We start from the raw sequence: 22,420 nt of genomic DNA on the forward strand, positions 1-22,420 counted from the left end.
TGCTGACTGGTAGCGGCGTCTCGGCGTAACACCACAGGATTCAAATAGGTGGTATCTCCATTGTCGACCCTGATCGTACTGACCCCCGAGCAGGTAGAGCTGGTGCGGCACGGCGTCCTGCCTGACTCCTCCTTCCGACCGATGCCGCGTTCTGTAGTGGCGTCCTTCGACTCATCGACCGAAAGCCGGCGCCGGGAACGTCGAGTAACTGGCGAACGACGGGTAGCTAACCGTCATCAGATTGAGTTCCTCGACCGCGATGTCGCCGCAGAGCACTGGAAGCAGCGGACCGTCGAGCTGGCCCTGCTCATAGGCAACACCGACCCGCCGAGCCATGGACCCGGCCCGGTCTCGGCTGTGATCGCGCTGGCACGCGCCAGCGCCCTCGGACGCAGGGGCAGCGGGGCCACCGGCGTCCGCAGGCTCGAGATCCGTGACTGGCGCCTGCTGCCCACGCCAGTGCTCGTGAACGACATCGTCGGCGACCTGCCACCGAACGAGGCCCGTTGGTGGCGCGAGAATCTCCACAGCTCCTCCAAGCCGATCCCGCCCAGCACCGACGAAGCGACACTCCGTGCGCTGCGCTCCCGGGTCCCTGGCTTCGACGCAATCGCCGCAGCAGCCCGGCGCCCTTCTACACCCGCCGACGGTGTGGAAGTTGCGGCCAGGCCCTCCCTACAGGAAGCGCGTGACGCCGGCATGAGTGCGATGCGTGTGTTCTCACCCGACTGGCGGGAACTGCGGCCCACCGCGGTGACAGACCAGCCTCTGGCACCGGAGCTCGAGCAGTTCCTCGCCGCAGTGACCGAAAACGACCTGATCCAAGACGACATCGTTCCGTTCGATGGTTGGCGACAGCACAGGTCACAGGGCGGCTGGGTCGAGTTCCAGTCTGCGGGCCGGCGACTGCTGGTCAAGAACATCAACTTTAAGCCGATGGAAACCATCACCGGAGCAGACCTCATCTACTGGCGTAGCGACCCGGATGCATTTGTCATCGTGCAGTACAAGGTGTTGACCAAGGACCGCGACGGCTTCATCCACCGCATCAACGGCCAAGACCGACTCCCTGGCCAACTTGAGGCAATGCTCGCCTGCACGCAGTCCGACGGCACCCCGCCATCGACGACCACGAACTTTCGCCTGGCAAACACGAGCGCGTTCGTGAAGTTCGCCTACCCGATGACCAAGCTTCATGCCGACAACCAGTTGATCGACGGACACTACCTACCCGCCGACTTCGTGCAGCTCATGTACGCACGTCCGGATGAAGGACGAGGCGGCGGCAAGATCCTGCGGTTTCCCACCGCACGTAGCATCGATCCGGAGACATTCTCCCGCCTGGTACGCGACTGCTGGATCGGCACCTCAGGCAAGGCTAGTACTGCCCTGCACAAACTTTTGCCGGGACTTCGCGACCATCCGCCCGCGCACCTCCTGGTCGCCTACGACGAGCCGCTTCGACGGCAGAACCCTGCCGGCTAGTACTCCAACGTCACTTGGCTCCGGCGTTGGGCGTGGCGCGGGCATGAAGACGGCCACCGCGTTGATCATCGATGGTTTGTGAGGACAACCGAAGATCGTGCGGTGGCCGCGTGCCACAGCGTAGACCCCGCCGGGTGGCGGGTCATCCTGGACGAGGCGATGACGCGTGTCGCGGGCCGGTTCGTGCGGGCCGAGCCGCGGGCGACGGCCGGGCAGTTCGTAGAGGGGCTGCTGTCGGACGCCGAGCGGAAGACCTGCTGGTCGTTGGCGGAGCGGGCAGGTCACGGTGATCCGCAGGCGATGCAGCGGTTGCTGCGTACGGCGGTGTGGGACGCCGATGCCGTTCGTGATGACGTGCGTTCGTGGCTGGTCGAGCAGCTCGGCCATCCCGACGCCGTGCTGGTCTGCGACGAGACCGGGTTCTTGAAGAAGGGTGTGTGCTCGGTGGGGGTGCAGCGGCAGTACACCGGCACCGCTGGACGTGTCGAGAACAGTCAGGTCGGGGTGTTCCTGGCCTACGTGACACCTGCCGGGCGGGCGATGATCGACCGCAGGCTCTACCTGCCGGAGGCGACCTGGTGCGACCAGCCTGACCGCCTCGCTGCCGCCGGTGTCCCCGACCAGGTCGGGTTCGCCACGAAGCCTGCCCTGGCCCGCCAGATGATCGCCGCCGCGATCGAGGCTGGTGTCCCGGTCGGGTGGGTGACCGGAGACGAGGTCTACGGCGCCGACCCGGGCCTGCGCGCTGACCTGGAACACCGCGAGATCGGCTACGTCCTGGCGGTCGGCTGCGACCGACGTGTGGCGGTCAACGACGGCCGGACTCTGATCCGCGTCGACGACCTCGTCGAGCGGATCCCTACCCGCGAGTGGCAGCGGCACAGCTGCGGCCCCGGAGCGAAAGGTCCCCGCGACTACCTGTGGGCGTGGATCACCACCGCCACCCGGCCGGACGAGTACCGGTGGCTGCTCATTCGCCGCAACCGCACCACCGGCGAGATGGCCTTTACCTGTGCTGGTCACCCCGCCCGGTGCCACTGCACACCCTCGTCACCGTCGCCGGCTCCCGCTGGAGCATCGAGGAGCTGTTCCAGACCGGCAAAGGCCAGGTCGGCCTCGACCACTACCAGGTCCGCAGCTGGACCGGCTGGCACCGCCACGTCACCCTGGCCATGCTCGCCCTGGCCGTCCTGACCATCCTCGCCGCTCAGCAGCCCGACCCCGACCCGGAGATCATCGCGTTGACCATCGCCGAGATCCGCCGACTCCTCAACGCCTTCCTCCTCACCACATTGCTACCGCCAGCGCACACCTTGCACTGGTCGATCTGGCGACGAACATCCCAAGCCCGCGCCCGCCGATCCCATTACCAGCGCAGACAAGCCAAGTGACGTTGGAGTACTAGGCCGCCGCGCGTCGCGTCAGCCGGACCGGTTCCGCAACCACGTCGCCAGCTGCTGGTCCAACGCGTGGGCATCAAGGGTCTGCCCCTTCTGACCACCAGCAGCTCCACGGCGGCGGCCGTGGAACGCGACGCCCAACCAGGACTTCCCGGCCGCTACGTGCCTGCCGCGACGCCTACTCCTCGCCTCGGCCAGAGCTGAGGCCGAAGAAGCGCTCGAAGAATGTGCCGAGCTTCTCGATCACGCGCTGCTTCTTCTCGCCGTGGCCGCCGTCCGCCGAGAAGCGCGACACCGGCGGCAGTACCTTGGTGATTGCCGTACCGCCGGTCTGAATCGCTCCGTCGCGGAAGGCTGTCGCGATGAACGCGTGGGTCTCGTCAGGGCGGAGGTTCTCGTCCGCGATGATCGCGTTGAGCTCATCCGTACGACGCTTGGCGACGTAGGCAGCCCACTGGTCGTCAAGGTCGCCTTTCGCCGAGACCGAATCAACAAAGGCCTCGATAAGGTCCTTCTTCAGGCGCAGACTCGGGCTGGCGTCGATGGCGCGCGTGATGTTCGCGCGGATCTCCTTGTCCTCGCCATCGCCATGGGCTTCGCGGTACTTCTGGACGAGCATCAGGATGTAGTCGATGTTGATCTCGACCTGCTTGATCAGCTCGATCTCGAAGACGATGTCGTCGACAATCGACTCCTTGTCGCCGTCCCTGCCCTGGCGGAACTCGGCGTAGAGGTCGAGGTAGACGCTGCGATAGTCTTGGCTCTGACGCTCGGTCAGAATCTCATTGCCAGCGAACTCGTCGAACGACACCAGGATGTTCTGCAAGCGTAGGATCTGGCCAAACAGGGCGATAAACGCCTTCTGCGCCGACTCGCCGAGGATGACCCGGCCGAGCGGGTATTGCTGCAGTAGTTTCGCAATTTTGTCGGCATACTCGCTGTAGTACTCGGCGTACGGCTTGAGGAGGACAACACCCTTGGCGTCTTTGTTGCCGAACAGTGCGATCGCGTCGTTGGTCTGCTCTTCAAGGTCCCGGAAGCTGACGATGTTGCCGTAGGTCTTGACCGAGTTGAGGATCCGGTTGGTACGCGAGTAGGCCTGGATCAGGCCGTGGCTGCGCAGGTTCTTGTCGACGAACAGGGTGTTGAGGGTGGTGGCGTCGAAGCCGGTCAGGAACATGTTCACGACGATGACGAGGTCGATCTGTCGGTTCTTGAGCCGCAGCGAGAGGTCCTTGTAGTAGTTCTCGAACTTGTCCGACGAGGTGTCGTAGCTAGTACCGAACAGGGCGTTGTAGTCGGCGATGGCCGCATCGAGGAAGTCGCGCGAGGACTGATCAAGGGCGCTTGTCTCGAAGCCTTCTTCGTCGAGGTAGTCGTCGAGAACCTCATTGGCTGCGTAGGAGTAGATGACGCCGACCTTGAGCCGGCGGTCAGGCGGTACGTGCTCTTGCTGGTTCTGGAAGCGGGTGTAGTAGCGCTTGGCGGCATCAATCGAGGCCGTCGCAAACAGCGCGTTGAAGCCGTGGACACGGTTGGCGGCCTTGACCTCACTGATCCGGTTTTTGCCAGAAGCGACCTCGCCAACGTTCGCTACGACCGAATGGACGTAGCCACTCGTCCGCCTGGTCTTCTGGTCGAAGTGCGCCAGTGTGTAGTCCACGATTAGACGTAGCCGTTCCGGCGCAAGCAATGCCTTCTCGGTGTCGATGGAAGACACCTGCTTCCTGCTGTCGACATCTGGCGCGACCTTGATGGTGTTGACGTAGTCGATCCGGAACGGCAGGACGTTCTTGTCTCGGATTGCGTCGACGATCGTGTAGGTGTGAAGCTTCTCGCCGAACGCCTGCTCGGTGGTCTTGAGGCGCGGATTGCCCCGACTGCTGGCGTTGACCGAGAAGATCGGCGTGCCGGTGAAGCCGAAGAGGTTGTACCGTTTGAACGCCTTGGTGATTGCCTTGTGCATGTCACCGAACTGCGAGCGGTGACACTCGTCGAAGATCAGGACGACGTGACCGCCGTAGATCGTGTGGCCCTTGTTGCCAGCGATGAAGGTCGAGAGCTTCTGGATCGTCGTAATAATGATCTTAGCGTTCGGGTCCTCGAGCTGGCGCTTGAGGACCGCGGTGGAGGTGTTCGAGTTGGCCGCACCCCGTTCGAACCGGTCATACTCACGCATCGTCTGGTAGTCGAGATCCTTGCGGTCGACAACGAACAACACTTTGTCGACGGTCGGCAATCGGCTGGCGAGCTGCGCCGCCTTGAAGCTCGTCAGGGTCTTGCCCGACCCGGTCGTGTGCCAGACGTAGCCGCCTGCGGCAACGGTACCGAGCCTCTTGTAGTTCACGGCGACTTCGATGCGGTTCAGGATGCGCTCGGTGGCGGCGATCTGGTACGGCCTCATGACCAGCAGCAAACGGTCCGATGGACTGCTGCCGGCAGTGAGCACGCAGTACCGAGTCAGGATGTTAAGCAGCGTGTGGCGCGCAAAAAATGTCTTGGCGAATGCAGCAAGATCCTGGATCGGCGCGTTGGTGGCGTCGGCCCACCAGGAGGTGAACTCGAAGGAGTTCGAGGTCTTCTTCGCGCGCTTCTTGCCAGTCGAATCGTTGATGTGCTGGATGCGCGTCGTGTTGCTGTAGTACTTGGTCAGCGTGCCGTTACTGATTACAAAGAGCTGGACGTACTGGAAGAGACCCGAACCAGCCCAGAAGCTGTCACGCTGGTAGCGGTCGATCTGGTTGAAGGCCTCGCGGATGTCGACTCCGCGGCGCTTTAACTCGATGTGGACCATCGGAAGGCCGTTCACCAGGACAGTCACGTCATAGCGATTAGCGTGCTTGGCGCCCTGGCCCGTACCGATCTCGTACTGGTTGATGACCTGGAGCCGGTTGTTGTGAATGTTGGCTTTGTCGAGCAGCCAAACGTTCTTGGTCGTTCCGTCGTCCCGCTTCAGGATCTGGACGTAATCCTCCTGGATGCGAACGGTCTTTTCGGCTACGCCATCGTTCTTGCCGGCGATCTGCTCGGCGAAGAGGCGCTTCCATTCAGCATCGCTGAACTTGATGTTGTTCAAGGCCTCGAGCTGGGCGCGGAGGTTCGCGACCAGGTCGGTCTCAGACTTGATCGCCAGATACGTGTAGGCCTGTGATTGCAGGAGCTTGATGAACTCGCGCTCAAGGTCCGCCTCAGACTGATAGGCAGTGGCGGTTGAGGGGTCAGGAAGGAACTCCGCGACGACAGTACTTTCGGCACTGATAGCAATCGGCTCGACGTTCGTTGGCGTCCCTTCGCTCATGCCGATAACTCCTCAAATGTGAGTAGGCGGTCGCGGTAGAAATCGTACTGTTGGCGCCGGGCAATGACCTCGGAAGGTAGAGCAGCAGCCATATCTGTCAGCAGACTGTCGAGTTCGTCGAGGATAGCGACGATCCGCTTCTGCTCCTTGAGTGAAGGCACGGGGATAGGGAGCTTCGCCAGGCCCTCCCTAGACATGCGCTTCACCTTGGCCCGTGCCACGTACTTGGCCTTCGCCCGATTGTGTGCCTCACTCCTCAGGTAATAGCACACGAACTTCGGATCCAACACGTTCGAGCGGTAGAGGAAGCAGTCATCGTGAATGGCAACGTCGGTTGTGCCGAGCCATGCCACCCCCCTACCCACGTCCTCTACGGTTTCGCCGACCGCCGCGATCACGACGTCGCCCGGTTTGGCGTACCGCAGTTGGGGCCCGAGTTTCTCGCGAATGTGAGACACAGCTTGATCCGCGGCGATGCCATAGGTCGTGTAGATCTCGCCGTAGTGAATGCTCGGGATGCCTTCGTCCACGACGTCGCTCTTCGTGAACCTGCGACCGCGCAGGAACTCGCCGACTTCGCCCATTGGCACGAAGCAGACATCGGCGTCCTGGAAGGTAAACAAGTTGTCCCGGTAGTAGGCGTACTGCAGCCGCCTAGCAGCGAATTCCGCATCTAACTGCACCTTGAGGTCAGCCACTGCTCCGCTGAACAAATCAAGCACCCGTACGATCTCATCCTGAATGGCGATAGGTGGAACCGGCAGCTTCACTCTCTCGAGTGCTCTCGCCGAGACATCAGTCACCTTTGTTCCAGTGGCCAGCTTCTTCTTCTGCGTGAAGAACTCCGGCGTTTGGAGCCAGTAGGCAATGAACTTAGGATTTTGAGAGTGCTTGAAGACAGTCGCGTGTCCTCCTGTAACGATCTGTTCCTTGCCCAGCCACGCTACGGCCTTGCCAACGTCCTCGAGGTTCTCGCTCGTGTTCGTGATGATGACGTCGCCCGGGTCGACTTTCGCAAGTTTTGTAGCGGTCCCGGGGGCCACGAACGAGATCGTGTCGGTGGCCCAAGTGCCGTAGTATGTGTAGATCTGCCCGTAGTGGATTGCACCGACGCCCGATTCCGTGAAGTCGGTCTTGGGCAACCCATTCCCGCGGACAAGGTGTCCGACCTCAGCGAGGGGTTTGTACTCAACCCCGTTGGGGCACAGCTGCTGAATCAGGTTCTTGATGCTGTTCACGGCGCGCTCTCCAGGTCGGCCACGATGTCGTCGATCTGCTTGCGGAGCTCATCCTGTCGAGCGACAATCTGCGAGATCTTAGCGTTCAGCGCCGTGATGTCGACTCTTTGACGCGTGTCCTCTTCCTCGACGTACGACGACACGGAGAGGTTGTGGCTGTTGCCCGCGATATCCGTGTTCGGAACGAGCCGCGCGAAGTGATCGACGCTCCTCCGAGCAACAAAGGCGTCGAGAATCATCTTCCGATGCTCGGGCAGAAGCTTGTTTTTGTTGCCGACGCGCTTAAACTCGGCGGACGCGTCGATGAACAGAACGTTGTTATCGTTCTTTGATTTTTTCAGCACGATAATGCACGTCGCAATGGTGACGCCGAAGAAGAGGTCCGGCGGCAGCTGGATCACCGTATCAACGTAGTTGTTGTCGACCAGGTACTTACGGATCTTCTGCTCGGCACCGCCTCGGTAGAGCACACCTGGGAACTCAACGATGGCGGCCGTGCCGTTCACTGCCAGCCACCTGAGCATGTGCATCGTGAAGGCAAGGTCAGCCTTGCTTTTCGGTGCTAGGACGCCGGCCGGAGAGAACCGAGGGTCGTTGATGAGTAGTGGGTTGCTGTCGCCGGGCCACTTGGTGGAGTACGGCGGATTGGAAACGATTGCCTCGAAGGGTTCCTCGTCCCAGTGGGCCGGATCGAGGAGGGTGTCGCCGTGGGCGATGTTGAACTGCTCGTAGCCGATGTCGTGCAGGAACATGTTAATCCGCGCCAAGTTGTAGGTGGTCAGGTTAATCTCCTGACCGAAGAAGCCTTGGCGGACGTTCTTCTGGCCCAACACCTTGGCGAACTGGAGCAGCAGCGAGCCGGAGCCACAGGCCGGGTCGTAGACCTTGTTGACCGACTTCTTGCCCACGACCGTGATGCGCGCCAGTAGCTCACTGACTTCCTGCGGCGTGAAGAACTCGCCGCCGGACTTGCCGGCGCTTGAGGCGTACATGGTCATGAGGTACTCGTACGCGTCGCCGAAGGCGTCGATGGCGTGGTTGTTGAAGTCGCCCAGCTTGAGGTCACCGACAGCGTTGAGCAGCTTCACGAGCTTCTCGTTACGCCTGGCGACGGTGTTTCCGAGCTTGCCGCTGTTGACGTCGAGGTCGTCGAACAGACCTTTGAGGTCGTCCTCGGAGTCGGTACCGACGGCCGATCCCTCGATGTTGCGGAACACCCTCTCAAGGGTCTCGTTGAGGTCCGGGTCACTGGCCGCGCGCTTGCGGACGTTCACGAAGAGCTCGCTCGGCAGGATGTAGAAGCCCTTCTCGGCCACCGTCGCCTTGCGACCGACCTCGGCCTGCTTGTCGGTCAGCTTGGTGTAATCGAAGTCAGCCTCGCCGGCCCTGCGTTCGCCTTCGTTGACGTAAGCGGTGAGGTTCTCGGAGATGAACCGGTAGAAGAGGATGCCCAGGACGTAGGTCTTGAAGTCCCAGCCGTCGACAGAGCCACGCAGGTCGTTGGCAATGCGCCAGATCGTCTTGTGAAGCTCGGCGCGCTGAGCTTCCTTGGTCGTCGGAGCCATTACCACGCCACCAGCCTCGCGCGGAGGTTGGCGATGCAGACTGTCGTCGAGGGGCTCATAGTCAGGTGATCTCCTTCACGCCGCAGGCGTGTGTACTTGGTTCTTGCGGACCTCGATCCCAACCTAGTGGGCGCACCGACAGTTTCCTAAACCGTCTGGTCCCGCCGCGCTCTGGGACGGTGCGCTGCTATTGCTGGAATGGCCATCAGCATTGCGCCAGCACGACACCGGCGGCGGTGATCGCGGCCAAGAGGACATGCCAGGCTGCGAGTGGCATAGGCGCAAACCGTACAGTTGCCTGCCGCTACTCCTCGTCGGGCTCGCCCAGGTGCGGACGATGCTCCGCGATCCACGCCTCCACGTCGCGTTTTAGCCACACCGCGCCCATCCCGAGCCGGTCGTACGGCTCAGGGAAGTCCGGGCGGTCGATGATCTGCCGCGCCCGCTGTCGGCTAACGCCGAGGCGCCCAGCGATCTCCCCCGCTCCGTACAGGTGCCGTGGCATGGCCGCAGGTTAGCCACGCAGTAACTGGTCAAACCGCAGCTTGTCAAATAGCAGCTTGTCATATTGCGGGATGCACGTTGACGAGGGGCAGCCATCGTCGAACGATGGGCACATGCCGCTGACTAGGACGCCCCACCCCGTACCCGCAGGTCCACGACACCGCCGGGATTGGCGAACGGGATGGCGGCGATGCACCTGCGGCCTGCCCTGGCCGTGCCCCGATCGCGGCCCAGTACCCCCGGCCGAGCCCTCACCGACGTACCGGGGTGTCGCCGCGGTGCCGCCGCCACGATGGGGACGGGAGGTGACGACGCTGTACCCGCCGACTGGGCGGGCGGGGCACCTGACGCCCGCGCAGTCGCGCCGGGCAGGCATCCGGTGGTAAGCGGGGCAGTGGGACGCCCCCACACGCCGATGCGCCCCCTCTGGCGGTGCCGCCGCTGTGGCTGCCCCTGGCCCTGCCCCCCCGCGCGTCTGGCGCTGCTGGCGGAGTACCGGGACGCCCGCTCGTCGCTTGCCGTCTACCTCGCCCTCGCTCTCGCCGACGCCCTGGATGATCTACACCGCCTCAGCCTCGACAACCGTGGCGTGCACGCCCGGTTCCTCGGCTGGCTGCGCACGGCGCCTCCGGGTGAAGGTGGCGACCTACCCTCGCGTGGTCTTCGCCGCTGAACTTCCCACGGTCACCGACTGGATGCAAGGCGTGGGAAGACTTCAGGGACGTCCTCGTCGCAGCCCGCACCGTCGTCATCAGAGGGCTGATGCCGCCCCGCACCTGCAAGCCCCACCGCCAGCTCACGAACGTCGGCTACGTCGACGTCAACGAGACTGAGCCGCACCGGCCACAAGCCTGAGGCCGTCGTCGATCCCGCGACGGCGACGGTCTACGAGCGCCCGGTCAGTGGACGTTGAAGAATGTCCGACTCGGCTGGCGGTTCACCAGCATCAGTTCGTGAGGCCGGCCCCGAGTGAAGGGCGGTGAGATTGTCACCCCGTCAACGGGTTCTCGGCGCTGTTCGCTTGCATGGCGGGGTCAGCGGATCCGCTATCGTCGCGATCGCGCTCGGCACCAGCCGGTAATACGCCCAGACACCGCGCTTCTCCGCTCCAGCAAGCCGGCCTCGTTGAGGACGCGCATCTGGACGACCTTGGCGCGACAGCGGCCAGCCGCTGTCGACGGCTCGGACGGCTGGATCATTGCCAGGCTCGGTCTCGCGGTAGCCGTCTACCCGCGTGTGGCCCTGCGGGCCGAGCGGGTGCCGGTCGCCGTGCCGGTCCCCGGCTCACTCCGGCCTCGGGTTGCCCGGAATCGACGTTGGGAGGATCGCCGAGCTGCGGTGAGCGGAGTCTTACAGCAGGGCGGGATGTCTGATGAGGAAAATCCCCTGCACACTGCCAAGGCGATGACCGCCCACCAAAATGAACCTGGACGCAGGCCTCTGGCTGCCCACGCTCGCGGACCAATAGGGCGCCGACACCATTGGATCGATCATGGCGAGCCGAAAGCAGCTTCCCAACCACGGGGGTTGAGACCACCCTGACCTTGGGCACCCGGCCCACTAGCCGGGATTCACCCGAGGCCCGAGCTGCTCCGGCGTCAGGGGTGCTGGCGCCCGCGGCTGCGGCCGGTACGCGGCGCAGGAGACAGCGGACGATACCGGCGCCCCCTGCTCCCAATTTGCTCCCAATTTAAGGGGCAACAGCCGGGAAGCCCGTTACCGGTTCCTCCGGCGACGGGCTCCCTACCTGCCTATATTGATGGTGGACGATACTGGGATCGAACCAGTGACCTCTTCGGTGTGAACGTAGTCGTCTACTCGGCCGGGATCCGGACGACGAAGCGTCACCATCGCCGAGTCATAGAGGCGCATCCTTGACTTCCCACGGCACAGTGCCTGGTGAGTGTCGGTCGACGGTACCCCCGTGGAGGCTGCCGTACGCAGAGGTGGCCTTGCTGTTGGTGGTGACAGGGGACAGGCCCCTGCCACCACCTGACATCAGGTCACGCTGGTCGTGGGGTCGGCTCCTCACCCTGCGGTTTGTGGCTGCTGAGCATGCGAACGGTGGTACTGGTCTTCACCGGTGACTCGGCTGGCCCTTTCAGGAATGGGTTGATGTAGACCGGGCGGCGAAGCGATCGGCCTGGGCCGTGGGCTTGGTTGCGCCAGTGGCCGGAAACCCAGAACCGGCTACTTTGACGCCGCCCTTGCTCCCCCGGTGTCGTCTCTGCTGCGTCGCTTGGGCTGCGGCGGCCGCGGATCCGCACGATGCGCACCTCTGGTTGGTCCCGCTTCGTACGGGCATAGGCCTTGACGATGGTTTTGTCGACTCTCGCGACGTCGACCTCTGCGGCCTTCTGAGTGATCAGCAGCCATGTGGCGAACAGGGCGGCTGCGGGGTGGTCGGCATCGATCAGATGGTGCTCGGTGAGGTGGGCGGCCGTCATGGGTACGAGCCAGCCGACTTGCTCCCGGAGCCGTTGCAGGGGTTTGCCGTCGAGTCCGGCCCCGATGGCGCGGTAGAGAACCACCTGCCAGCCATCGGTGGCCAAGGTCCAGGAGGCGGCGATGATCTGGTGTTGGGTCACGGGCCGCGACCAGGTGATGAATACGTTGGCCGGCAGGCCGAGGTCGTGGCCGATGGTGAGGGCGGTGAGCTGGGTGGCGGCGTGTTCGGCGATGTCGGTGAAGTCGTCGTCGATCCAGTACAGACGCGACTGGTCGAGTCCGTCAGCGATCTGGCCGCGCGCTCCGGCGAGCCCGAGCGCAGCGGGCACGTCGTCGTTGCCTCGGTAGAGGTGGGTGAGCCGGTCGCGCACCTTGGGCAGGTCCTTCGCTGCGATGGATGCCGCTGGCCAGGGGGTTGTGGTGAGGAGCGTGCGGCCGGGGAGGCGGGCGTCGAGGAATGCCAGGTGCAGTTCCTGGATGCGCCCTCGTACCTCCGGGTTGGTGCCGACGCCGAGGGCTTGGACGGCTCGGTCGACGACCAGGTCTGGGCGGCCGTCGTCGATGTGGGTCTGGCAGGTGGCGCAGGCTGCCCACGTCTCGCCGAAGTTCTGCACGAGGGTGGCGGTGGAGCCGATGGCAACGGCGGTGACGTTTGCGCCGTGCAGCGTCCAGATCGGGTAGGGGTCGCCGCAGAAGTCGCAGGTCCGGCGGACGGTGGCGAGTTGGCTGACCGGGACGGGCACGGGGACGTGTCCGTCGGTGGCGAGATGGACCGGGTGGACGTGGGTGGGCGGTGTACCCAAGGTGTTGAGCGGGACCAGGCAGGTGCGGCAGGCCATCTCTTCGGGTGGGGCGGTCATGCTGGGGCTCCGTCGATCGGGCGTCGGCGGTCGCGCAGGCGTGGTCCGCAGCGGTGGGGCGCGGGCGGCATGGTCATGCCCGGCTGGTAGGTGACGTGACGGTTCCGCCCGTTGCGCTTCGCGTGGTACATGGCGACGTCGGCCCGGTGGAGCGCGACGTCGGTGAGCGGATCGGTGGCTTCGACGATCGCCAGGCCGATGCTGGCGGTGACAGAGTGCTCGTCGGTGTCGAGGGCGACGGGCTCGGCGATGATCGTCGCGAGCGCGTCGGCGATGCGGTCCGGGTCGCCAGCGCGGCTGGTTAGGAGGACGGCGTATTCGTCGCCGGCGAGCCGTGCGGCGGCGCCCCCGTGGAGGGCGGCGAGGTCGGTGATGCGGTCGCCGATGGCGATGAGCAGGTCATCGCCGTGGTCGTGGCCGTGAGTGTCGTTGACGTGCTTGAAGTCGTCGAGGTCGATCAGGGCGACCGTGATCGGCTGGGCGAGGGCTTCCTCTGCGAGGGCGGCGTGGGCGGCGTGGAGGCCGGCGCGGTTGAGCATGCCGGTGAGCGGATCGTGGAGCATCGAGCGGTGGGTGCCGGCGAGCTGGTGGCGTAGGCGGTGGATGGTCGGCCAGGCGCTGAGCCGGCCCAGGACGTAGGCCACCACAGCGGTGGCGATCATGAGCAGTGGTCGGGACACTGGGGTCCTCCTTTCGGGAGAACCCGGGACGCGGACGTTTCCAGGCGGCGCGTCCCGGGTCCTGATACGACGACGGCCCGCCAGTGGCGGGCCGGTTTCGGTTCCTGCTGCAAGGACTCGTGGCACTGGTGGCCGGAGCGTTCGGGCCAGGGCCAGGCCGGCGGCGCCGGACAGCGGCACGTCGAACCGCACTGCAGATACGACAGCAGCCAGTCACCTCGTGACTGGTCGCGAAATGGTGTCAGCGGCGTACCGGGTGTTTGGCCTGGTCGGCGCGGAGTCTGGCCGGGAGGTCGGCGGGGATCTCGGCGTAGGGCTCAAGGGCCGAGAGCACTTCGGCCGGGTCGAGAATGGTCTCGACCCGGCCGAGGTGGATGACGTCGGGTTGCCGATCGGGTTCGGTCACCGGGTCCCAGGTGAAGTCGACGAGGGTGGCGATGTAGGTGCGGTGTGGGCTCCAGCCGACCTGAATCGTGTACCGGTCGAAGCCTGGCTTGGGTATGAGGGTGTAGAGGCTCATGGGTTCCTTTCGTGGAGATCTCGCGACGTTGCCGAGTCGCTGCCTCCGATGGCCTGCTGGCTGCGAAGGCTGGCGCGGAGACCGCCAGCGGCACTGGTTTTCCGGCGCCGCACTCCCCTGCTCTTGACCCCTCGGGGAAGGCCGGCGCCGCTCGGGCTGAAGGCGCGTTCTGCGGTAGGCGCGAGGGGAGGCTGATGGCCTGGCGGCAGGCGTCCATCGGGCCGGGGACTCAGGCCGGACGGTGTCGGGCGCGTTCCTCCGCCGCTTCGATGATCTTGTCTCGGCGTGCGGTGGGAAGGCTGGCGAGCAGGTTGACGTAGTGCTGTTCCTGTGGAGCGAGCGGTTCGGCGAAGGCCTGCTTGTAGGCGAGGCGGGCTGCTTCGTGTTCGGCCTCGATTGGGCCGCTGTGGTCGTAGGCGGAGGCGACTTCGCGGAGTTGCGCGGCTGCGGCGAGGGGGTCTCGGGACAGCGAGGTGTCGTAGAGACGGAAGTTCGCGGGCAGGTCGGCTGCGGTGATGGCGGTGATTAGGCAGTGGTCGGCTTGGACGCTGTAAGGCCACGAGTTGCCGTCGGTGGGGGTTTCGCCGCGGGCGCGCAGGGCGGCACGCTCGGCATACCAGCGCAACCGGGCTTCTTCCGCTTTGCCGGCGAGGGCCAGCAGGATGGCGCGAACCGGATCCATGATCTTTACTCCTTTTCCATCGGGTCGTCGGGCAGAGCGAGGGGTTCGGAATCGGCGTCGGCGAGGGCCTCCTCGATGACGGTCGGGGGTACCCCGGCCTGTAGGGCTTGAAGGACCGTCTCGGCGAACTGGTAGCTGCTGTCGATACCGAGGGCGTGCTCGGCGGCCATGGCGGCGAGGACACCGTCGCCGCAGCGCCAGGCGGTGACCGCGAGCAGGGTGGCCGGCGCCGGTACGAGCGGCTCATGGGCGCGGCGGGTGATGTCAGCCCAGAAGTCGACGTGCCGGCTGTGTGGCTCGGTGAGGCCGACGGCGACGTCCCGGATGTCCCGGTCGACCAGCAGAGTGGTCAGCCACGCCACCTCGTCATCGGTGAGTCGCGCTCCCGCGTCGTGTAGACGTAGCGCGTCGCGGACTGCCCGCTTACCGGCCTCATACATCGCGGTGCCGCCGGCGACGTGCAATGCCTCTAGTCGGATGCGCGCCTCGCGGCTGGCCCGTTGGATGGCGTCGCGCGCGGCGCCGCTCACTGGGGTGATTTGGCCGGCGATCGACGCCCGGTCGGGTCGAACCACGACGCCCGCGATGGTCGCCCGGACCGCAACCGTTGATGCGATGGGGTCGAACGGGGTTCCCTGGGGCGGGCAGCAGGCAGGGTTGTCGCAGATAAGGCTGAACAGGCGATCCCCAGCGATCCGCAGCAAGTCGACGACGGACAGTCCGGCGGCGGCGAAGGCGTCGCTGAGGGCGCGCAGCGCCGGGTCGATGGGGTCCGGCGTGCCGTAGCCGATGATCACCACGTGGGTGAGTGGCTGTTGCCGCTGCACGACGGGGATGAGCTGAGCGGCGAGGGCGTCCAGCTGGTGTGCGTACTCTGAGCCGGCGGGCAGGTCCCCACGTGCGGCGAAGACGATCCGTCGGCCGTTGCAGGCGATGACGACGACGCTGCCTTCACTGGGATGAAAACCGATGAGGTAGGGCACGGCGGCGGCCAGATCGGCCGGCGAGCGGACTGTCACTTTGTTCTCGGGTAACGACACGATGACCTCCACAATGTGACTCGGGTCGAAGGGATGGGATTGCCGACGGCATCTGGGCCGGGCGGGGGTGCATAGACCTGAAGCCCAGTGGTGGTACCGGCGGCGGCTTCCGGCTGGTGACGTACAGCAGCAGGCGGCCATCCGAGTGGTGGCCGCCTGACCGACGGTTGCTACGCGCGATCGCCAAAGGCGCGAGCGGGCTTGATGGATTGCGGCGTTCTGAGGCTGGCGCTGGCGGCCGACCGAAGCGGTGGGCGAATGCCGTCGCGGATGCGTCAGAGGAGCGCGAAGAAAGAGAAAAGAAGGAATCCTCAGGCTATGCGGGCTCCCGAAGGCAGGGCCCCACGTGTCAGAACTGGCTATCTGTCAGGCCCTGACAGCCCAGCCGCCGCGAGCCGGCACCTCGGCGGGAGCGCCAACGGAGGCGTCTATGGACGCTGAAGCACGAGGACGTCCTCGTGCGCGATCAAGTGCATGGGAATGCCGTCGTCGCGGGCGCGGCGTACAGCCAGCAGCACGAACATGTTGGCCCGGTGGACGATATGCCCGTCGCGGACAGCGGCGAGCATCGCTGCGCACCGCTGCAACGGGATCAGCCCGACCGACCGGGCGACGGTGAGCAGCTCGCCAGGCAGATCTATCAGGTCGTCGCGCTGGCGGCGCACCGGCCGGCAGGTGATCACGACGATCCCGCCGGGGCGCAGAAGCTGGTAGCTGGCGGCAAGGATCGCGGCGAACCCGTCGAGTAGACGCGACCAACCACCGTAGGCGAGGTTGCCGCTGTGCCGGTCCCCGTAGTGGTGGTGTCGCTTGCGCACGCCTGCGCTCGTCGTCTGGACCAGTCCGTGAGTGCCGCGTCCGTACGGCGGCGAGGTGAGCACGAGCGAGACTTGGCCGACGATGGTTGCGGGCACCAGGTCGAGCAGCCCGGTGGCGTCGCCGGTGAACACCCGCGCGGTTCCGGGAGCGTTCTGCCCTGTGGCAAGAGCGATGTTGGCCTCGGCGATGGCGGTGTAGCGGGGTTCGATGTCGATGCCGAGTCCATGACGGCCGAGGTGCATGGCCTCGACCAGGGTGGTCCCGACCCCGCACATCGGGTCGAACACCAGATCCCCCGGCCGGCTGTAGGTGGCGATGGCATGAGCAGCCGCGTGGGGCAGCATCTTGGCCGGATGGCTCGACGTCGTCGGAATGTACCGGCCGCGCCGCTGGTCACGGGCGGGTATCTGGCAGGTCAGCCACACCGAGGTGATCGGAAGCGAGTCACCCATGGCCGTCGCCGCGCTGCGTGGTGCCTCGGGTCAGGATCAGCACGTCGGTGTGGATGTCGAGGTGCGTGCGCAGGCCACGCCGGGGCGGTCGGTCAGCCGCCACGACGTGCTGCAGATACATCAGTCCGCTCCGCTTGGCGGCGATGACCACGTCGACAGGCAGGGCAACGTTGTCGTGCGGCAGCAGCACCGCGACACAGCCACCAGGCAGCAAACTCGCACGGCAGCGGGTGAAGAACTCTTCCGGTGCGGCGGCCTCGTGGGGCGGCCAGCCGGAGACGATCAGCGTCGCCGGTTCCGGGCTCCGCTCTCCAGGGCCCGCCAGGGTCAGATGGGCACGGCGCTGCGTGCCGATAATCGCGCGGGCCAACTGCGGCCCCACCGTCAAGTCGATGATCAGATCGGATGAGTGGCTGAGATTGTGGACCAGCCGCACGCCCATCGCGTTGGACATGGTCTCCCCCGCCTGCGGCGCGGGGACCGGCCACACGGTGATCGGCACGGGCGGGTCGCCGGGCACCACATCCCCTACAGGATCGGGTGCGCGACGTGGATTCTTGTCGGTCATAGGCACGTGGCCCCCGGACCGGCGGACGTACTGACGATTCCCAGGGCCACGCTGACAGGCCGATCGAACCCACCCCCGGTCTGACAAAACCCATCACCCCGGCGGCAAGCGGCGCCAGGTCAGCAGGTCGACCCGCTCTGACCGGTGTGGACCTGACAGGTTCGGACATGACCCGTCCGACCCTGACAACCGACTCTGGTGTCAGGCTGAGCTGTCCCAATCGAGGGCCTCGGGAACGTCGCACCAGGCGACGTCCTCCGGTCGAGGGGACCTCACCGTGGCACCAACGACGCATGCAACGCCGACCCACACGGCGTTGAGCGCCGCCGAGAAGGCGTTCGAGCTGCTGACCTGCGAACCCGCACCGCTGATGTTCGACGCACGGCCAGTGCCAGGCCTGCCGGACAGGCCACTGCCCTTGGACGAGCTACGCACGTTGCTGCTCGGCGAGCATCACAGCAGCGACACCACCGACGTGCTGTGGCGACAGCTGGCCCACCACGCCCGCGAGTGGGGGCCGGCCTGGGTCGTAGGCGCGATCGGCGTCGCGCTCCCGGCGCTGACGCACCTCGCGGCAAGGATCAGCCGCGGCAGGCCGAGGCACGCCGACGACGTGGACTCCGAAGTCCTCGCTGGCTTCCTTGACGCTCTCCGCACCGCAGACCTTGCGCCGCCGCGGTTATGGCTCCGGTTGTGCTGGGCCGCCTGGCGCGCCGCGGTCGCGGTCGTCAAGGTCGACGACGGTGAGGAACTGCCACCCGACCTCGCTACCGGCTCGCGGTCGCCCAGAATGCCCTACGGGCATCCTGACCTGCTGCTCGGCCGGGCAGCAGCCGCCGGCATGATCACCCCCGACACCGCCGAACTGATCAGCGCGACCCGTTTCGGCGACGCCCTGATCGAGCACTTGGCCAGCGAGCAAGGCGTGACCGCATCTGCACTGCGGATGCGCCGGCGTCGCGCCGAGCACCTCGTGGCCGCCGCTGTCAGCCGGGGCGACCTGTCCGGCCCAAGTCCTTCCGACTACCGCGCTCACAGGCCCTGACTATGGCTGTGGGCTAACCGAGCCCTCGGGACGGGGAGAGACCGATTGAACCGCGAGGACCCAACCCGCGCCTGCTCCGCTCGGCGCGCGGCAGATGAGGGCGTTCTTAGCTATCGGCTCCAGGGTTGGCGAGTTTAGTGACGATATGTCGAGCGCAGGTGGTCCGGCTACGGGGTGCGCGGTCGGCGGCGAAGTGTGTGTCGTAGGTGCGTCACACGCAGTCGCCAGGCCAGTCGTTCGGCGGTGACTGCCGCCCGGCCAAGCCAGGCGCCGCGCTCCCTCGGCGCTCTACCGATCGGGTTGCTGAGCAACGCGGTGATTTCGTCGCGATCCCGCCGATCGCCGGTGCGGATCTGTGTGATTGGCGCCGGTCCGGCGACAACGGCGAGGAGGGTCACCGCGCGCAGGACGAGAACGGCATAGGCGGGGGTGAGGGGTGTGGGCAGGCCGTGGGCGATGTCGTTGCGCAGGTTCGCCCCCCAAGGCCCGGCGAGCAACCACGTGAAGAAGTACGCCCATGACTCGTCCAGGGCGATGTCTTCGAGCTTGGCAAGCAGGCTGTAGAGGCCGGGATAGCCGCCAGGGCTGTTTGCGGCTTCGGCGCGGTAGATGCCTTCATCGAGTTCGATCAGCAATGCGCGGGCAGCAGCCTCGAACTTGGGGGTGGCCAGATGCAGGCACGACTCGATGTCGCGGTGCCAAAAATGCCGGAAGGCCTTGGCAAGGCTGCGGGCCAAGGCTGGATCGCGGGCACCGCGAGTGAGTAGATAGTCGACCAAGCCGTCCTCAGTGGGAATGCCGTAGCGGTCGGCGAGCCGATACATGCCGGTGGCGACAAGCCGGCCGTAGTTCTCTGCGCGGACCTCGGCGAAGAAGGCGAGCTCCTGCTTCTCGACGTCCGCCTCGGTAGCAGCGCTTGCTCGGGGCAGGCCGTCGGCGAACCGAACCGGGCGCAGAATCAGGCTCAGGAAGTTGTCGTCGCGGGTGTCCGCAGCGAGCGCGCGCAGCACGGCGATGTCGCCAGTCGGGCACCTGCTCTCGAGGAACTCGTCCATGGCCTCCTGCCAGTCGGCAGGGCGGGTGAACAAATCCAGGAATGGCTCGATTCGGTGAGCGGGTACCTCCGTGGAAGCGGCGATTGTCTGCCACGGCATGTCGATGCTCTGCATTCCCGCGACGGCTCGGCGTTCGAGATCACCGAGGCCGCGATCGCGGGCGATCTGCGCGGCCGTGGTGAGCCGGGCCATCCGTACCATAGGGCTCGGGGCTGTGTCGGCGTCACGAAAATAGGCGTTGACTTCGTCGCGGGCAATGGCCCGCAGGGTGGCGGGGTCCTGGGTACGGGTGCGGCGATAGCGTGCGACAGCGGTCGCGGTCCTGCCGTGCTGGCACACAGTCGCAGCGCGACGGAGCAGGTCATCGACATCGATCGGGTCTGAGGCCAGCGGCGCCTTTTTCGACCGCAGAGGTCCGCGGGCCAGTGCCGCCAGAATCGGTAAGAGTATCCCGGGCCGTTCGCCGGGGCCGTCGGTGATGACGTCGTCGGCGACCTGCGCGAGCAGGACGCGAGTCTGCTCCGCAAGTTCCACGCCGTTGATCTGGCGTGTCAGAGTCCAGGCACGCAGTAGGAACTCTAGGCGGCGCATGTCGATGTCGCCGGTGCCGGCGAGCTGTACGTAGGCCCGCGCGGCCCGGTCGGCATGACGCCCCGCACCAGGCACCCGCCGACACCAGAGCAGATCATTGAACTGGGCGATCGCCGCGGGTTCGCGAGCGTTGCCAGCGACGGCCTGCCATAGCTGAATCACCGGTTCGGTCAGGTCCCGGACGGCCGGTAGCAGTCCATTCCCGCCCACCTTCAGCTCGCAGCCAGGCTCCTCATCACCTCGAGCAAGGCGCAAGGAATACGTCACCGCCCGGCACAGCTCACGCTGCAGCGCGGCGACATCACCGAGTTCGTCGGGAGCCGTGGCTTCCGCGATGGCGGCAGCAGCGGTCCACGCCCTGGCATCCCCGGCCAAAGCGCGATCAACGACGCCAATCGCGAAGCTCACGTGTGCAGGCAGAAAAGTGTAGGGGACCGCCTCGGCTGGCACCTCGTCGGTGGCATTGGGCTGCGCTTCCTCGTGTTCTTCACTCATGCCCTTGCCCTTCGCCCGTTTCCGAAGACCGAGAATTACAGCTGCACGGCATCTTGTCACCTCGATCGGCTGCGCTGAGCCAGCGCCGGCCGTCCTGAGCAAGGCCAAGGGCCGAATGTTCGCCCGCTCGCTGACCAGTCGTGTCAGGGCGTGACAGGCGACAGGCGGGTTCGATCTGTCTAACAGCGCAGTTCTGGGCGGTGCATGTCCTGCATGGCATGCCCGCCCGGCGGGGGTCGTTCGCGCGGCGGGTCTGAGGTGAGTTTGGCATGGCTGGCGCGGCGTACTGACACCGCGATCCCTGCGCTAGATCGCAAGGGAGGAGCGCCCCCACCGACTCACATCGTTCCCTCCCGAGATCCCCGCCGGGCGGCACACAGAACCGGTTTGGAGTGCCGTCATGCATCTGACGCTGTCCGTCCTGTCGGAGGTCGCCGCCGCGCCACAGCCGGTGGCGGTCAATTCCATCAATCAGGTCATCTCGAACATCACCGGCTGGATCATGGGCATCATCGCGTTGGTCGCGACGATGTTCCTGGTCATCGGCGGTCTTCGGTACATGGCCGCCGGCGGTGACCCGGCCCAGGTCGAGCAGGCCAAGGGCAACTTCAAGTCCGCGTTGGTCGGCTACGCCTTGGCCGTGTTGGCCCCGGTGATCCTGCAGGTGTTGCAGGGCATCCTCGGCGGCTGAGGATGACCACCTGGGTGATGAACGATCTGGTCCGCTGGCTCGCCGAGCGGGTGATCGATCTTCTTGGTGGCCTGCTGGCCTTCCTGACGTCCTCGATCTTCGTATCGCCGGATGTGACCGGGCTGCCGCAGGTGCAGTCGATCGCCGGGAAGAGCGCCCTCGTGGTCGACGCCTGCTTCATTCTCGCGATCATCGCCGCGGGCGCCGCGGTCATGCTGGGCGACACCGTCGAGACCCGCTACACGGTCAAGCAGCTCGTGCCGCGGCTCGTGGTCGGGTTGGTCCTGTCGACGTTCGCGGTTCCGTTGACCGGCATGCTCATCGAGGTGGCGAACGCGTTGACCACGTCGCTTGCCGGCGTGGACGCCCCGACGACCGAGGCGGTCACCTTCGTCAAGGCGCGGCTCGCTTCCACGGTGGGGGACCCGAGTTCAGGCCTGCTGATGCTGATCATCGGGCTGCTGATCGTGGTGCTGATGTTCCTGCTCGTCGGCGGCTGGCTGACCCGCATCGCGGTGCTGGTCGTGTTGGCCGGTGTCGCGCCGGTGGCCTTGGCGTGCCACGCGACCCCTTGGACCGAGGGGGTCGCGCAGTTGTGGTGGCGGTCGGTGCTGGGCTGTCTTGCCACCCCGACGCTCCAGGCGGTCACCTTCTCGGCCGGCGTCAACCTGGTGATCGATCCGCGGGGGAACCTGCCGGTCCTGCTCGGCCTGCCTGGCTCCGACACCCTGAACCTGCTGCTCGTGGTCGTCGTGCTGTGGATGACGGTCAGGATTCCGAGCCTGGTGCGGCGGTTCTCCGGTCAGCAGGGCCGCAGCGTCGGCATCGGCGGCGTCGTCCTGCGAACGGTGGCCCTGCAGGGGATGACCCGCAACCTGGGCCGACTCAGAGCCGCCCCGGTCCGGCGCACGCCGCTGGCGTCGAGCAACCCCATCCGCCCGCCCTACCGCCACATGCCCGGCGTCTACCCCAGCCCGGAGTGAT

Annotated in this window: 16 protein-coding genes and 2 pseudogenes; 5 read left to right on the forward strand and 13 right to left on the reverse strand. The window is 65.8% G+C overall.

Going from position 1 to position 22,420, the window contains the following annotated elements; genetic code table 11:
- The first annotated feature begins 60 nt into the window (after positions 1–60).
- Together ML5_RS32220 and ML5_RS29810 are read left to right on the forward strand one after the other, a co-directional pair.
- A complete protein-coding gene (locus ML5_RS32220; RefSeq protein ID WP_143766972.1) occupies positions 61–1,485 on the forward strand; it encodes a hypothetical protein in 1,425 nt (474 codons plus the stop codon).
- A gap of 159 nt (positions 1,486–1,644) precedes the next feature.
- Positions 1,645–2,876 (forward strand): annotated as a pseudogene (locus ML5_RS29810) (IS701 family transposase).
- A gap of 187 nt (positions 2,877–3,063) precedes the next feature.
- Here ML5_RS29810 and ML5_RS29815 read toward each other — a convergent pair.
- The 12 genes and pseudogenes from ML5_RS29815 to ML5_RS29870 form a co-directional block, all read right to left on the reverse strand.
- On the reverse strand, positions 3,064–6,183 hold the full coding sequence (locus ML5_RS29815) for a type I restriction endonuclease subunit R (protein WP_013477366.1): 3,120 nt from the start codon (positions 6,181–6,183) through the stop codon (positions 3,064–3,066).
- Positions 6,180–7,421, reverse strand: coding sequence for a restriction endonuclease subunit S (locus ML5_RS29820; protein WP_013477367.1), 1,242 nt, complete (start codon positions 7,419–7,421; stop codon positions 6,180–6,182). Before ML5_RS29820 ends, ML5_RS29815 begins: the two co-directional genes overlap by 4 nt.
- Positions 7,418–8,986: a type I restriction-modification system subunit M gene (locus tag ML5_RS29825; protein ID WP_013477368.1), complete on the reverse strand. Its 1,569-nt coding sequence runs from the start codon at positions 8,984–8,986 to the stop codon at positions 7,418–7,420. The genes ML5_RS29820 and ML5_RS29825 overlap by 4 nt, the downstream gene beginning before the upstream one ends.
- Positions 8,987–9,290: 304 nt before the next feature.
- Complete coding sequence (locus tag ML5_RS29830; protein WP_013477369.1) at positions 9,291–9,491, reverse strand: AlpA family transcriptional regulator; 201 nt, start codon at positions 9,489–9,491, stop codon at positions 9,291–9,293.
- Between the two features lie 995 nt (positions 9,492–10,486).
- Positions 10,487–10,629 (reverse strand): annotated as a pseudogene (locus ML5_RS31770) (transcriptional regulator); the annotation flags it as partial.
- An 864-nt stretch (positions 10,630–11,493) separates the two neighbouring features.
- Positions 11,494–12,798: a hypothetical protein gene (locus tag ML5_RS29840; protein WP_013477371.1), complete on the reverse strand. Its 1,305-nt coding sequence runs from the start codon at positions 12,796–12,798 to the stop codon at positions 11,494–11,496.
- Complete coding sequence (locus tag ML5_RS29845) at positions 12,795–13,478, reverse strand: GGDEF domain-containing protein (RefSeq protein ID WP_013477372.1); 684 nt, start codon at positions 13,476–13,478, stop codon at positions 12,795–12,797. The genes ML5_RS29840 and ML5_RS29845 overlap by 4 nt, the downstream gene beginning before the upstream one ends.
- Positions 13,479–13,719: 241 nt before the next feature.
- A complete protein-coding gene (locus tag ML5_RS29850) occupies positions 13,720–13,998 on the reverse strand; it encodes a hypothetical protein (RefSeq protein ID WP_013477373.1) in 279 nt (92 codons plus the stop codon).
- 229 nt (positions 13,999–14,227) lie between these two features.
- Entirely contained in the window at positions 14,228–14,680 is a 453-nt protein-coding gene (locus ML5_RS29855; RefSeq protein WP_013477374.1) for a hypothetical protein, read from the reverse strand.
- A 5-nt stretch (positions 14,681–14,685) separates the two neighbouring features.
- Complete coding sequence (locus tag ML5_RS29860) at positions 14,686–15,732, reverse strand: DUF4192 domain-containing protein (RefSeq protein WP_236619328.1); 1,047 nt, start codon at positions 15,730–15,732, stop codon at positions 14,686–14,688.
- A gap of 416 nt (positions 15,733–16,148) precedes the next feature.
- Complete coding sequence (locus tag ML5_RS29865; protein ID WP_013477376.1) at positions 16,149–16,991, reverse strand: TRM11 family methyltransferase; 843 nt, start codon at positions 16,989–16,991, stop codon at positions 16,149–16,151.
- Positions 16,984–17,559 (reverse strand): hypothetical protein, encoded by a 576-nt coding sequence (locus ML5_RS29870; protein ID WP_236619329.1) that lies wholly within the window; start codon positions 17,557–17,559, stop codon positions 16,984–16,986. The genes ML5_RS29865 and ML5_RS29870 overlap by 8 nt, the downstream gene beginning before the upstream one ends.
- 316 nt (positions 17,560–17,875) lie before the next feature.
- On the opposite strand from ML5_RS29870, the gene ML5_RS29875 reads away from it, so the two are divergent.
- Positions 17,876–18,604: a hypothetical protein gene (locus ML5_RS29875; RefSeq protein WP_236619330.1), complete on the forward strand. Its 729-nt coding sequence runs from the start codon at positions 17,876–17,878 to the stop codon at positions 18,602–18,604.
- A gap of 167 nt (positions 18,605–18,771) precedes the next feature.
- On the opposite strand, the gene ML5_RS29880 is transcribed toward ML5_RS29875, so the two are convergent.
- A complete protein-coding gene (locus ML5_RS29880) occupies positions 18,772–20,745 on the reverse strand; it encodes a hypothetical protein (protein WP_041784359.1) in 1,974 nt (657 codons plus the stop codon).
- A 400-nt stretch (positions 20,746–21,145) separates the two neighbouring features.
- Between ML5_RS29880 and ML5_RS29885 the strand changes: the two genes are divergently transcribed.
- Together ML5_RS29885 and ML5_RS29890 are read left to right on the forward strand one after the other, a co-directional pair.
- A complete protein-coding gene (locus ML5_RS29885) occupies positions 21,146–21,436 on the forward strand; it encodes a pilin (RefSeq protein ID WP_013477380.1) in 291 nt (96 codons plus the stop codon).
- A gap of 2 nt (positions 21,437–21,438) precedes the next feature.
- Entirely contained in the window at positions 21,439–22,419 is a 981-nt protein-coding gene (locus ML5_RS29890; RefSeq protein ID WP_013477381.1) for a conjugal transfer protein TrbL family protein, read from the forward strand.
- Position 22,420 lies beyond the last annotated feature (1 nt).

It is taken from the genome of Micromonospora sp. L5, assembly GCF_000177655.2.
Lineage (GTDB): Bacteria > Actinomycetota > Actinomycetes > Mycobacteriales > Micromonosporaceae > Micromonospora > Micromonospora aurantiaca.